8 protein-coding genes are annotated in these 13322 nt (G+C 75.8%); 6 read left to right on the top strand and 2 right to left on the bottom strand.

Annotated elements, in window-relative coordinates:
* Positions 1-94: 94 nt before the first annotated feature.
* Complete coding sequence (locus OHT77_RS00320; protein WP_328825827.1) at positions 95-475, top strand: hypothetical protein; 381 nt, start codon at positions 95-97, stop codon at positions 473-475.
* Positions 472-1170, top strand: coding sequence for a nucleotidyl transferase AbiEii/AbiGii toxin family protein (locus OHT77_RS00315; RefSeq protein ID WP_443047869.1), 699 nt, complete (start codon positions 472-474; stop codon positions 1168-1170). Before OHT77_RS00320 ends, OHT77_RS00315 begins: the two co-directional genes overlap by 4 nt.
* Positions 1171-1924: 754 nt before the next feature.
* On the opposite strand, the gene OHT77_RS00310 is transcribed toward OHT77_RS00315, so the two are convergent.
* On the bottom strand, positions 1925-2980 hold the full coding sequence (locus OHT77_RS00310; protein WP_328825826.1) for a ScbA/BarX family gamma-butyrolactone biosynthesis protein: 1056 nt from the start codon (positions 2978-2980) through the stop codon (positions 1925-1927).
* Between the two features lie 670 nt (positions 2981-3650).
* Here OHT77_RS00310 and OHT77_RS00305 point away from each other — a divergent pair.
* From OHT77_RS00305 to OHT77_RS00295, 3 genes are all read left to right on the top strand, one after another.
* The gene (locus OHT77_RS00305; protein WP_328825824.1) at positions 3651-3848 is read left to right on the top strand and encodes an acyl-CoA carboxylase epsilon subunit; all 198 of its coding nucleotides are present in this window, start codon (positions 3651-3653) and stop codon (positions 3846-3848) included.
* A 2347-nt stretch (positions 3849-6195) separates the two neighbouring features.
* Positions 6196-7149 carry an AfsR/SARP family transcriptional regulator gene (locus OHT77_RS00300; RefSeq protein WP_328825822.1) on the top strand — a complete coding sequence of 318 codons (954 nt, stop codon included), beginning with the start codon at positions 6196-6198 and terminating at the stop codon, positions 7147-7149.
* 1473 nt (positions 7150-8622) lie between these two features.
* Entirely contained in the window at positions 8623-10560 is a 1938-nt protein-coding gene (locus OHT77_RS00295; protein ID WP_328825820.1) for an FAD-dependent monooxygenase, read from the top strand.
* Here OHT77_RS00295 and OHT77_RS00290 read toward each other — a convergent pair.
* The gene (locus OHT77_RS00290; protein WP_328825819.1) at positions 10553-11215 is read right to left on the bottom strand and encodes a ScbR family autoregulator-binding transcription factor; all 663 of its coding nucleotides are present in this window, start codon (positions 11213-11215) and stop codon (positions 10553-10555) included. The genes OHT77_RS00295 and OHT77_RS00290 overlap by 8 nt on opposite strands.
* Positions 11216-11768: 553 nt before the next feature.
* Here OHT77_RS00290 and OHT77_RS00285 point away from each other — a divergent pair.
* Complete coding sequence (locus OHT77_RS00285; protein WP_328834107.1) at positions 11769-12710, top strand: NAD(P)H-binding protein; 942 nt, start codon at positions 11769-11771, stop codon at positions 12708-12710.
* Positions 12711-13322: the final 612 nt, after the last annotated feature.

Here is a 13322-nt window from a genome sequence, read left to right as displayed (position 1 = left end):
TGTGGGGGCTGGTCGGCTGTGCGCGTGTGGCCTGTGGTTCCTGCCCGTTTTGCTGCTGCGTCTGGCCCGGGGTGTAAGCCCCTATCGTTGTGCCATGGATGCATACGGTCCCGGGCACGAGCACACTGCAGGGCGTGAGGTGTCCGCGCCTTCCCGTTGGGGTCCGGCCTCGGGCCAGTTGCCGTCGAGCCTGGCCGAGTTGGCCGGCCCCACGCGCGGCCTGGTGGATCTGCCGTTGCATCTTGCCTGGTCGGGGCTGCGCACGTTCGATTTGGGTGATGAGAAGCTGCTTTTGGGCATGTACCGCATTGTTTTGGCCGCCGGTCTGCGCGAGGACTACCTTCAGTTTCTGGACGGCGGCCTTCTGGTCGCGCACTGGCCACGGCTGCGGAAAATGGTCGGCCGTGGTGTTCGCACGGCGTGGGAGGACGCCTTCCCCCCGTTGCGTCCGCGCACCGGCCGGGCCGCGGCGTGAACGACCAGGGGCTGCCGGTTCTCCCGGCGCACCACCGGCGGCTCCTTATCGACATCTTCGACCTGGGCCGCCCCTACGGGCTCGCACTCATGGGCGGTTATGCGGTCCAGGCGCATGGCATCGTTCATCGCCCCAGCCAGGATCTCGACTTCGCGACGACCCATCCCGCCGCGCTGCCGCAGATCGCCGACCGCCTGACGCAGGGATTGAGTGCGCGCGGCTGGCGGGTCTCCGCGCTGCATGCCGCGCCTCTTAAGGCGCGCTTCCTGGCTACCGACCCCGACAGCGGGCAGTCCTGCGAAGTCGACCTCCTCAAGGAGGTGCTCTGGCAGCCACCGGTGGTGCTGGGACTCGGCCCGGTCATCGCCCTGGAGGACCTCATTGCGACCAAGGTGCGGGCGCTGGGGGACCGCGGGCTGCCGCGCGATGTGATCGATGTGCATGCGGCGTCCGGGCAGTTCAGCACTGGTGAACTGGAGGCGCTGGGGGCACGCCGTCCTGAGGAGTTCGACGTCCAGGAGCTGCACGATCGCCTGGAATCGGTGGCGTGGGTGAGCGATGCCGAGTTCGAGGCCTATGGTCTGGAGCCCGCACGTATCACGGAGCTGCGGCACTGGGCCCAGCGCTGGCAGGACGACCTCGCCCAGCGTCTTGCCGAGCCGTTTACCGACAGCGACGACGCCGGCGGGTACTGATCCGCCGACGGCCCTGCCGTCCGCCTTCTCGAAGAAGCCGATGATCCCGGCCTCGGCTGAGGACTCCAGGGGGACAGTCGAGCGCTTCTTCCGCCCCGTCAGGGACCGGCCGGTCTTGCCGGGTGGAACAGGCTTTTCACGGCGTGGGTGGAGAGGGTCTGTTGCCGACGGTGCATGCGGGGACCGGGCAGCCGCCGGTCGGGCGGTGGCCGGGTTCGATTCCCGGACCGCTGCCGGTGCTGTCCGCGGCGGATCTGCGGGAGGCGTTGGGGCGGTCGGAGCTGTGGACGGTGACGGAGACCGCCGGGGCTGCTGTGTATTCACTCGCGTCCCTTGTGGCCGGTTCTTGGCTCGGTGGCGTGCTGGCCGGGGGTGTGGCGGCGTGGCCGCGGAGCCCCGGTGCGCCGCGTGGCCGGGGTGCGGTGGTGCGGGTGGGGAAGTCCTGGGGTGTGTCGTGTTGGCCGTCGGTGTGTCCGGGGCGGCGGACTGTCCGGTGTGGCCGGGTGGGGCCCGGCGGGGTGGGGGCGGGGGTGTCTTGTCCCGGCCGTGGGCCGGGTCTTCCCGTGAGCCGTGAGCCGTGAGCCGTGAGCTGTTCAGCTGTGTGGTTGTGCGGTGACTGGCGGGGCGGTGTGGGGGTGTCCGGCCGTGGGGTGCCGTGTGCTGCCGGGGCTGGGGTTGGTGTGTGGGGCGGGTGCGGGTGGGTCGGGCCTGCCGGGTGGTGCGGGGTGCCGGGGTGTGGGGGTGTGTGGGGTGGTTAGGGGGTGGTGGTGGTGATGGTGGTGTGGAAGACGGGGTGGTTGTTTTGGTGGCAGGTGATGTGGGTGGTGTGGTGGCCGGGGGTGGTGGGGGTGGTGGTGTGGGTTTGGAGGTGGCAGGGGGTGTCGAGTTCGGCGTAGTTGGTGAAGGTGGTGGTGAGGGTGAGGGGGAGGGTGGGGTGGCCGAGGTGGGCGGTGGTGGCCTGGCGGGCGGCTTCGAGGAGGACCATGCCGGGGATGTGGTCGACGGGGTGGTCGAAGAGGACGGGGTGGCGGGTGTCGGTGCGTAGTTGCCAGGTGTGGGGGTGGGGGGTGGGGGTGAGGACGACGTCGGTGGGGGAGGTGCGGCCGACGGTCTGGGGTGCGGTGGGTGCGGTGAGCGGGAGGGGGGTGGTGTGGGTGCGGTTGCCGCGCAGGCGCTGGTAGACGGCGGGGGGTGTGCAGGTGCAGGAGGCGTCGGCGCGGGCGAGGACGTGGCCGTCGCGGCGCAGGGTGCTGGTGTAGCGCAGGGAGGCGGCGCGGCCGCGGCGGCGGGTGATGTCGGAGCAGGTGACGTCGATGGTGAGGGCGGCGGGGGCGGTGCCGACGCGGAGGTGGGCGGGGTCGAGGGCGATGCTGAGGTCGTGCATGACGAAGCTGTGGTCGAGGGGGACGCCGTATTCGGTGTGGGCGAGCAGGAGGCCGCTCTGGCGGATCGTTTCGGCGGCGATGAGGGGGTCGTGGTAGCCGGCGATGGGGGTGAAGAAGGAGTGGCCGCGGGGCCACTGGGCGCTGACGGTGAAGCGGTCCTCGCCGGTGCGCTGCCAGTCGGTGAGCAGGACCTCGGCGACCGAGGCGCGGTGGACGAACTCCTTGGGCACGGTCCGGGTCAGCGACAGGTGGGCGTAGGCGTCCCGGCCCGCCGGCACCCCGCCCGCGGCGGACGCGGCGGCGCCGGGGGTGCGGGGGGCGGCCGCGGTCAGCGGGGCCGGGGCGGCGGCCGGGCTGCCGGCGGCCGGGGCGGGTGCGGCGGTGGTGAGGGCCGGGCGGTGGGCCTGGAACGTGTGCGTAGACATGGTTCCCCCTTGTACCGGGATCGGGACGAAACAGAACAGAACAGGCGTGTTGAGGGTGGGGTGCTTCCGCCTCCCCGGCTTCCTGCCGCCCCGCCGGACCGGGGTGGGGCAGGAAGCGGTGCGGGGTGCGGGGTGGTGCGGCGGGACAGGTGATGCCGTGCGTGCTGTGCGGGGCTGTGCCGTGCCGTGCCGTGCCGTGCCGTGCCGTGCGGTGCCGTGCTCGTGCGGGGCGGTGCCGTGCGGCGTTACGGGTGTGCGGGCGTGCGGCAGCGCGGTGCCGTGCGGTGGTGCGGGGGTGCGGGGTGGTGCCGTGCCGTGCGGTGGCGCGGTGCTTCCGAGACCAGAAGATACATACCACTCGGTTTTCTTTCTAGGGGTATCGGAGCTTCCGGGGGCACGGGATGTGGAAGAACCCGCTCCGCGCCGGGTGGCCGAAACCGTGCCCGCACCCCGCCGTCACCGCCCCGCCGAGCCCCCCGCGCGCCCCGCCGTGCCCGCCCGGCGCCGGGTGCGCGGGGGTGGGGTGCGGACCGTGCCCGGGGCCGGTCCGGGCCGGGTCCGCGGGGGGCTTGGCGGGGTGGTTCTCGAGCGGGGCGTCAGTGGTTTTCCAGGGCGCGGGTGCAGGGTGGCCGCACGTCGGGATGAAGGGGGTGCGGGCCGGGTGAGCAGCGTGGAGAGTGTTTTCCGGGTGGAGCGCGGGCGGGCGAGCAGGGAGGAGCTGGCGGCGCTGTGCGCCGTGCTGTGCGCGGTGCTGGCCGCCCGCGGGGAGGAGGCCGGCGAGGGGAGCGGCGCCGGGCCGGAGGCGGGGGATGTGTGGAGCCCGGAACGGACGGCCGCGGCCTACCGGCCTCCCCGCGCCTGGCGGTGACAGTCCCGGGGACCGTATGGATGTGGCCGGTTCGGCGGGTCCGTCTCTGACCCGTTTATGTAAACCACGCGTGCGGTTTTTTGTGACGGGCTGGAGTCGGGCGGAACAGGGCGGGTGGCGTGGTGTCGCGCGGCACGGGCTGGCCCGTGCCGCGCTGTGCTGTGCCGTGCCAGGGCGGCCCGTGGGGGAGGGGGCGCGTGCCGTGGAGGGTTTCCGGCGGCCTGCCCTGACGGCTGCCGGCGTGGGCGTCCGGGCCTGCGCCGGCGGGACGCGCCGCCGCACGGGCACCGGCGCGCCTCCCGTGCCCGCGCCCCGGCTGCGCTGCGCAGCGGTGCGGTGGTCTGTGGGTGTGGGTGGGTGGTCGCGTACGTGCCGGTGCGCGTTGTGCGGGAGTTCGCCGCCCGGCGCCGCGGTCCTGGGTGAGGTGGTGTTCGGGATCGGCTGGCCGGGTCGTGCCGGGCAGTTGCGCGCCGGGGCCGGATGGTTCCTGGGCGGGGGCGGGTTCGGCTTCCGTGTCGACGGCGCGCCGTGCCGCGGCCGGGTCCGTCCCGTCCGGCGGGCCAGCGGGCCGGCACCTGTGGCTGTTGTCTGCGGTGCGGAGTCCGGGTGCGGGGGTGCCGGTGCAGGGTGCGGCGGTGGGCCCGTGGCCGTTGGTGCCGGGGTGGTGCCCGGCACTGGAGGCCGGTGGGCGTGCCCAGTACGGGTGTGGGCGTGTGCACGGGTGCGGGCGTGTGCGGTGAGGTGTGGCGGGGGCCGCGCGGGGGTGTCGCACGGATGCGGATGCGGATGCGGGGGCGTACGGCCGGGAGGTTCTGGGCCGGACGGTGGGGTGGAGGGTTTCGCCGGCCGAGGGTGCCGTCGGGCTCCTGGCGGTGACCGGTGCCGGGGGTGGTGGAGCGCCGTGAGCTCTCCGCGGAGGGGGCAGCGCGGGGAAGTGTGTGGCGGGGGCCGGTGCCGGTGGGCGTGGCGGGGGAGTCGGCGGCGCGCACCCCTGCGTGAGCGAACGAGCGGGTGGGTGTGGGGTGGGGTGGGGTTGCGGGGGCTGTGTGGCATCTGGCCGCGTGAGGCGGTGTCCGGCCGGGTGGTTGCGTGAGGGGTGGGGTGCTGCGGGCCGGTTTCCGGCTCGGTGTCGGTGTGGCCCGGGTGTCGTGCGTGGAGGTGTCCGTGCTGTGGCGGGCGGCGGGTGGGTGGCCGCAGGGCCGGGCGGGGCGGGGTGGGTTGCGCCAAGGGGCGCGGTGAGGGTGCCGTGGCGCGGTCGGCGCGGGCACCATCCGCCTCGGGCAGCGGCATGTGCGGCGCGGCGGCGGGTTTCGAGGGTTCGGCGCGTGGGCCGCGGTATGGCCGGCGCGGTTCGTGGGGTGCCTGGGTCCGGCTGCCGCCGCCTGACCGTGTCGCGGTAGCACCGCGTGTCGGTCTCGATGCCACCGGCATTTTCCCGCGCCTCCGGGAAGACTGGCCGCCCCTTTTTTCCGCGCCCCCTCGGCCCCGGGCGGCCCCCTTCTTGCCGCCGCGCGCTTCTCTGCCGGGCCCGCTTTCCCTCTGTCGTCGGGCCGGCCGTTGTCGTCGGGTCGGTCGCTGACGGCTGACGGCCCGGCCTGCGGCCAGGGCGGCAGCGCACTTACGGTGGCCGCCGCCCGTGCACGGCTGCCTTCGGTCTCCCCGGGGGTGCCCATCCGCCGGACCGGGCCTGCTGAGCGGCGAAGACCGGGACCGGCGCCCCCGCTTCCATCCCCGGCACCCGATGCCCCGAATACCCGCCCCGCGCCCCGCCTTCCGGCCCGGACACCCCTCACCCCAGCCCCCCGCTCCCTCCGATCCCGGCACCCCGCACCCCAGTGCGCCCCCCGGCAGCCCGCCCCCGGTAGCCCGTACCAGCCAGTTCCCCTGACCCGCACCCGCCCGGGCGGACGCCCTCCTGCGTCCTGGCGACAGCCGTGCCGGCCACGGCCACCGCGACCTGGCCGGGAGGACGGCCTTACCGGGGTGGCTGGGCCGAGCTGAACCGAGCCGGCCGGATGGGCGGGCGCGTGCGGCCAAGCCGCGCCGGGCAGGTTGAGTCGACCCTGCCAGCCCTGCCAGCCCTGCCAGCCCTGCCAGCCCTGCCAGCCCTGCCAGCCCTGCCAGCCCTGCCAGCCCTGCCGACGGGGTCGGGCGGGCCGGCTGCTCGGCGCGCTCGTCAGAGTTGGCCGGATCTGTGCGCTCGCGGCGGCGGGATGTCCATCACGACATTGACAAACCGTCCGTGCTGTTTTTTTATCGAGGGGTTCCCGTGCCGTGATGGTCCGGGTGCCGGGCGGTCCGGTTGCGGGCCGCTGCTGTCGTGGCGGCCGTGTAGGGGGAGTTGGGTGTGGAGATCGAAGTGCTGGGCTGGCTGGCGGTGCGGGTGAACGGTGTGTCGGTGGTGCCGACGGCTCCCAAGCCGCGGCGGGTGCTGGGGCTGCTGGCCCTGCATCCCGATCAGGTGGTGCCGGTGTCCGCGCTGGTCGAGGAGTTGTGGGGGGCGCTGCCGCCGCGCAGTGCGCGGACCACGCTGCAGACCTACGTCCTGCAGCTGCGCGAGCTGATCGGCACGGCCCTGGCCGCACCGGTCCCGCGCCGGCCCGACGGCACCGCAGACACAGACCCGGGCGACACCGCGGACGCACGCGACACCGCAGACGCAGGCATCAGCGACGGCGACGGCGTAGGTGCAGGTGGTGGCGGTGCCGGCGACGGAGGTGGGCGGCTGGGGGCCAAGGACGTGCTGGCCACGGTGGCGGGGGGTTATCTGCTGCGGACGGGGGGCGGGACGGTCGACCACCGGGAGTTCGAGCGGCGGGCGGGCGGCGGTTACCGGGCGATGGACGCGGAGGACTACGCGGGGGCGGCCCGCCGGCTGGCCGGCGCGCTGTGCCTGTGGAACGGGCCGGCGCTGAGCGGGGTGCAGGCAGGCAGCCAGATCGAGATGGAGACGCGCCGGCTGGAGGAGGCGCGGCTGTGCGCGCTGGCCCAGCGCATCGACGCCGACCTGCACCTGGGCCGCCACCGTGAGCTGCTGCCGGAACTGACGGTGCTGGTCAACCAGCACCGGATGCACGAGAGCCTGCACGGCCAGTTCATGGTCGCGCTGCACCGCGCGGGCCGGCGCGGCGAGGCCCTGGACGTCTACCAGCGGCTGCGTGCCACCCTCGTCACCGAACTGGGCCTGGAGCCCTCGGCCCCGCTGGGCCGCCTGCAGCGCTCCATCCTCACCGCCCGCCCCGACCACACCCCCCTCCCCGCCCCCGGCACACCCCCGCAACTCACCACCCGCCCCGCCTGACCCACCCCCGCCCCGCCCCGCAGCACCCGCCCCCACCGCACCCCGCCGCGTCGCATCCCGCCGGTCCAGGGCGCCCCGGCCGCCCGGTCCGCCCGCGCCCGGGTACCGGCCCGCGGGACGCGGCCGTCCTCTTCCCGTACGCCCACCGCGATGGCCCCCGCTCCCGCCCCCGGCCTCTGTCCTGCCTCCGCTCCGCCCGCCTCGCTGTGCCCGGCCTGCTCCGGCATCACCGCGGCTCCGCCGGGCCGGACGCGTCGCACCCGCTCCGGCCGAGGGGGTGCGCGGGGGAGGCGCACGCCAGGACACCGGCGCAGCACCGGAGCGCGGAGCACCGGCCCAACATCGCCGCTCCCGCAGACCGGGGGACACGCGGCCCGCCGCGAACCCCTGAACCGGCAGACATGCACCCGGTCCTGCCTCCCGGGGTCCGGCTGCCCGCGGAGCCGGAGGGGCCGGGGCCGTAGGGCAGGGGCAGGGGCCGGAGGGCTGGGGGTCGTAGGGCGGGGGTGTAGGGGCGCCCGCGTACCCGGCCGCACCGCAGACCGGCCAGAAGGGGATTCCTCGGCCGGCCACCGCACAGACACTCCTCCGGGAAGGCGCGTCACCGGCCCCGCCCCGCCTGCAGCCGACGCGAGCGTCAACGCGGCCCCCCGCCCGCGCCCGCAGCCGGACACGGCACCGCCCCTCTCCGAGCCCGCCGCGGACCGGCAGCTCCGGCAGTTCCCCGTCCCTGCACACCTCTCGCCGCCCCAGGCGCAGCCCCGGCTCTACGGCGTCATGCCCCCGGAGCCGCGCCGCTCCGCCCGTCACGCGCCCGCCTCCCCGGACCGCACCGCACACCTCCAGCCCCCTCCCGCGGCCCCGGCCCCGCCCCGCCCCGCCCCCGGCGTACCCCCGCCCAACAGGCCGCCCCCGCAAGGCCGTTGCCCGCCCCGGCACAGAGATGCCTCCCCGCCCTGGCGCAGACACGCCCTCGCCCCGGACACGCCCCTCCCGCGAACCCCCTCCCGGGCCCCTTCCCCACCCCTCCCGCACCGCTCTCCCGTCCGGTCTCCCGGAACCCGTTGCAAAGAACCGTCCACCCGGTATATTTTGGCGGCGTCCGCACCCCTGGACAGTCCGCCCGGCCCCCGCAGAACGCGTGCCGGGCCCGCGCCGGACGAAGCCGCAGGAAGCCGTGAGAGGCCGAAGAGGCAGGCAGAAGGCAGGAAGGGAAGGAAAGGGGGGCGGCGGGGGAGACACCGTGCCGCGCGGTGCACGACCGTGCGCGGCACAGGGCCCCGTGCGGTGCGTGACGCCGTGCGGGATGCCGCCGGATGCCGCCGGTCTTCCCTGCCCCCGCTTCCCGGATCCGGTCCGTGCCCCTGCCTCCGGGCCCTTCTCGCCCCTTCCGCCGCCGGCTGCGCTGTTGCCGGGTGTGCGGAGCTGGTTGCTGACGCGACGTGGTCCGGGACGAGATGGGGGAGACCTGGAATGACGAATACGACAGGTACAGCAGGTACAGCAGACGCGGCAGGTATACCGGGCACGGCGGACGCGGCAGGCACGGCAGGTGCGCCGGCCGCACGCGGTGTGCCGGACGCGGCGGCCACACCCGCCACGCCCGCCATGCCCAGCGCGCCCGCCGCGCCCGCCGCGCCCGCCGCGCCCGCCGCACCCGCCGCGCCCAGCGCGCCCCCCACGTCCAGTGCATCCGGTGCACTCACCGCGCCCGGTGTGTCCGGCACGGCGGGTGTGCCGGGCGAACCGGGTGCGGTGGGTGTGGTGCGGGCGCAGGTGGTGGTCGTGGGCGGGGGGCCGGTGGGGCTGCTGGTGGCGTGTGAGCTGGCGGGGTTCGGGGTGCGGACGGTGGTGGTGGAGGAGCGGGAGGGGATCTCGGCGCGGCCGAAGGCGACCACGCTGCATGCCCGGGCGGTGCAGTGCCTGGTGCGGCGGGGGTATCTGGCCGGGGTGGCCGGGGGGTCCTCGGCGCCGGTGGCGACGCGGTGCGCGTTCCATTTCGCGGGGATGCCGGGGCTGGCGGTGTGTGCGCCGGCGCTGGAGCCGCCGCCGGTCCTCAAGTGCGAGCAGGAGCAGCTGGAGCGGCATTTCGAGGCGCGGGCGCGGGCGGCGGGTGTGGTGGTCCTGCGCGGTCTGCGGGTGACGGGGGTGCGCCAGGGCCCCGACGGGGTCCAGGTCACCGCGGGGGGCCGGCAGGGGCAGGTGACCTTTACGGCCCGCTACGCGGTGGGCGCGGACGGGGCCCGCAGCACGGTCCGCGGGCTGGCGGCCTTCGCCTGCCGCACCTATCCGGCCACCGTCTCCGCGCTGGCGGGCGACGTCCGCCTGGCGCAGCCCGGCGCGCTGCGCCCGGGCTGGCACCGCACCGCCACCGGCTGGATCGTCGCCAAGGACATCCCGGACGTGCCGGGCGGGGTGCGGCTGCGGACCCTGGACTGCACCGGCGCGCACCGCGGCCGGCACCTGCCGCCCACCCTGGAGGAGCTGCGCGCCGAGGTCGCCCGGATCACCGGGCGGGACGTGCCGATGGGGCAGGCGCGCTGGCTGAGCCGGTTCAGCGACTTCAGCCGGATCACCCTCTCCTACCGTGCGGGACGGGTCCTGCTGGCGGGCGACGCCGCCCACGTGCACTTCCCCGTCGGCGGCCAGGGGTTGAGCGCCGGTGTGCTGGATGCCCTCAACCTTGGCTGGAAACTCGCCCTGGCCGTCCGCGGCGCCGCCGCCCCCGGCCTGCTGGACACCTACGACCTCGAGCGCCGCCCGGCCGCGCAGCGCGTCATCGACAACACCCGCGCCCAGCTCGCCCTGATGCGCCCCGACACCGGCCTGGACCCGCTGCGCACCCTGTTCGGCGAACTGCTGGCCCGCGGCGGGGGCGGCGGGGAGAACGGCGTGCTGGCCTCCATGGTCAGCGCCCAGGACACGGTGCTGCCCCCGCGGGCGGCCGATCCCTCCCCCTGGGAGGGACGCTTCCTGGCCAACACCGAACTCACCACCGCCCAGGGCCGCACCGACGTCATCCGCCTGCTGGCCGCCGGCCGCCCGCTGCTGCTGCTCTCCGACGGCGCCGACGGCGCCGACAGTGCCCGCTGGCAGGCCCAGGCCCGGCCGTGGTCGGGGCTGCTGCGGGTGGTGCGCACCGGGGCGGATTCCGCCCTGCCCGGCGGCGCGGTCCTTCTCCGCCCCGACGGCTACGTCGGCTGGGCGGCCGGCGCCGGCCCCCTCACCGCCGCCCTGGGCGCCTACTTCCGCGAGGGCGGCAGCTGGGAACACGGACAACGGCACCCCGACACCACCACCACCGGCACCAGCACCAGCACCGGTACGGGCGCGGGCGCGGACGTAGAAGTGATGGCCGGGGCTGGGGCCGGGGCGGGGGTGGGGGATGCGGTCCCGGGCGGGGTCAGGTGAGGGGCGCGGGATTCGGCGCGGCGCCGGCGGCGGTGAGCTGTTCCTGGACCCAGGCGCCCCGGGTCTCGGAGAGGTCCACCGAGGCCAGTACCGGGGGGATGACCACGGACGGCAGCACGTGCCGCAGCAGGCCGGTCACCCGGCGCGGCAGGTCCTGGTAGCCCGACAGCGACCGGGAGATGGCCTGCACCCCGGCGAAGGCCCCCACCAGGACGCCCGCGGTCTCGGCCGGCACCACGTGCGGCAGCAGCTCGCCCCGCTCCCGCGCCAGCTCCAGCAGCTCCGCGCCGACCTCGCGCCAGCGCCGGAAGGAACCGCCCCGGTCCAGCCCCTCGGCCTGCTGGTCCAGCGCGAGCCGCACCCCGGCCCGGACCACCGGGTCGGTGCGCAGCCGGTGGGCGTGCAGCACCACCGTGTCCACCAGCTGCTGGACCGCGCACTGGCGGCCCGCCGCGGGCAGCCGGCCGTCCTGCTCACGGATCACCCCCTCCGCCAGATCCTCCTTGGAGGGGAAATGGAAGTAGAGCGCGCCCCGCGTCACCCCCGCCCGGGCGAGGATCTCGCTGATCGTCGCGGCCCGGTAGCCGCGCTCCTCGAACACCCCGGCCGCCGCCGTGAGGATCGCCTGACGGGTGAGGATCGCCCGGTCCTGCATCGCCGCCCCCGGTCTCCCGTGTCCGATGAGCCCGAAGACCCAATAAAAACCGTCCAGTCCGGATCTTACCGCGCCAGGCCCCGCCAGGGCAGACCGGACACGGCACACCTTGCCCCGATCCCCGCCAACCCGTCCGCCCGGTCTGTTTCCGGCCATCCCGGACCCGCGAGAACCGGCAACACCGGACGAACCGTGAGAGCCGGCAGGGCTGGGGGACGGGGATCGGAGGAACCGGCGGGCAATCGGCGTAAAAGGCAACGACACACCGGGAACAGAGGGAACGGCGTACCAGGAGCGATGCACCGGACAGCGGAAGGGACGGAGGCGCGGAGCAATGCACACAGAGGACTACGACGGCAGCGGCAGCGGCGGTGACGGGCGGCGGGCGGTACCGCGAACCGGGACCGATACCGGGACCGACGCCCGGACCGACGCCCGGACCGGGGCCGGCGCCGGGGCCGACGCCCGGACCGACGCCGGGGCCGGGCCGGAGCCGGTGGTCCGCGGGCACGGGCACGGGCACGGACAGGGGCTGGGGCTGGGGCAGGGGCCGGTGGTGCTGGTGACGGGGGCGACGGGGACGGTGGGCGGGGAAGTGGTCCGCGCGCTGCCGGCCCGGCTGCCCGCAGGGCTGGGGGTGCGGGTCATGGCCCGGGACCCGGCGAGGGCCGCGGCGATGTTCCCCGGGGTGGAGGCGGTGGCCGGCGACTACACGGACCCGCCGTCGCTGGCCTCGGCCCTGCGGGGAGTGCGGACGGCGTTTTTGGTGACCGCGCGCGTCGAGGGGGACGACGACGCGGCGTTCGTCGCGGCCGCCCGCGCCGCCGGGGTGCGGCGGGTGGTGAAGCTGTCCGCGGCGGCCGTCCTGGATCCCGGCGCGGACGACCTCATCACCCGCCGCCAGCGGGCCGGCGAGGAGACGCTGCGCGGCTGCGGACTGGAATGGACCCTGCTGCGCCCGCGCGCGTTCATGTCCAACTCCCTGTCCTGGGCCGCCTCCGTGCGCCGCGAGCGCACCGTCCGCGCGCTGTACGGGAGCGCGCCCAACGCGTGCGTGGACCCCCGCGACATCGCCGAGGTCGCGGCACGGGCCCTGACCGAGGAGGGCCACGCCGGCCACGCCTACACCCTGACCGGCCCGCAGGCCCTGACCGCCGTCGAACAGACCCGCGAACTGGGCCGCCTCCTGGACATCCCGCTGCGTTTCGAGGAACTGACCCTCGCCCAGGCCCGCACCGCGCTGGCCGGACGCTTCCCGCCCCCGCTCGTCGAGGCCCTCCTGGTAAGCGCCGAACGCCAGAGAGCCGGCGCCAAAGCCCACGTGGACGACACCGTCCACACCCTGACCGGCCACCCGGCCCGCACCTTCCACGACTGGGCCCGCGACCACATCAAGGCCTTCACTGCAGCCCCGGAACCGGATCCGGCATGGGCGCCGGCCCCGGCTGCGACCTCGGATCCTGCCGGGACCGGCACCCGCCGTCCCACACTCTGACCCCCACCCCCGTGGTCTACGGCCTTCCTCGCCCGATGGCCTCGGCCCTGACCCCTTCCGACGGCCCCGGCCTCGGCATTGACCCTGGCCTCGGCACCGGCCGGGATCGGCGCCCGCCGTCCCACGCCCTGACCCCCGCCCTGCGGTCCACGGCCTTCCCCACCCGCCGGAGCCGACCCTGGCGCCGACATCAACCCCGACCTTGACCCCGGCCCCGGCTTCGGCCGGGACCGGCGCCCGCCGTAACGCGCCCTGCCCCTCGGGGCGGTCTACGGCCTTCCCGCCCGCCGGCACCGGCCCGGCGGGCCAACTCCCGCACCACCACGGCGGTATGGCACGGTGAGGGACCCAACTGGCGCCCCCCTTCCGGCCGAGCAGCGCCGAGGGAGTCGCTTCGCGACGACAGCGGACGTCCTCGCCCCCCGGCCGGGTGCGCGATGTCGGCCTGCGGTGACGCCAGTTGGCACCAGCCTCCCCGGGACGGGCCGCCACGCGCCTACGACTCCGAAGCCCCCCGACGCCCACGCCCCCCGACCCCGACCTCGACGCCCACGCGGCCACGCCCACGCCCACGCGGCCACGGTCCAGCCCCGGCCGCTCACCGCTCACGAC

Origin of the sequence: Streptomyces sp. NBC_00252 (genome assembly GCF_036187565.1) — a bacterium.
Lineage (GTDB): Bacteria > Actinomycetota > Actinomycetes > Streptomycetales > Streptomycetaceae > Streptomyces.
This window is presented reverse-complemented; position numbering and strand designations above follow the sequence as displayed.

What these genes read in the sequence shown, in the direction of transcription:
- OHT77_RS00310 (WP_328825826.1), bottom strand. Translation starts at nt 2,980, where the DNA reads ATGTCTACGCACACGTTCCAGGCCCACCGCCCGGCCCTCACCACCGCC.
- OHT77_RS00295 (WP_328825820.1), top strand. Translation starts at nt 8,623, where the DNA reads ATGACGAATACGACAGGTACAGCAGGTACAGCAGACGCGGCAGGTATA.
- OHT77_RS00320 (WP_328825827.1), top strand. Translation starts at nt 95, where the DNA reads ATGGATGCATACGGTCCCGGGCACGAGCACACTGCAGGGCGTGAGGTG.
- OHT77_RS00290 (WP_328825819.1), bottom strand. Translation starts at nt 11,215, where the DNA reads ATGCAGGACCGGGCGATCCTCACCCGTCAGGCGATCCTCACGGCGGCG.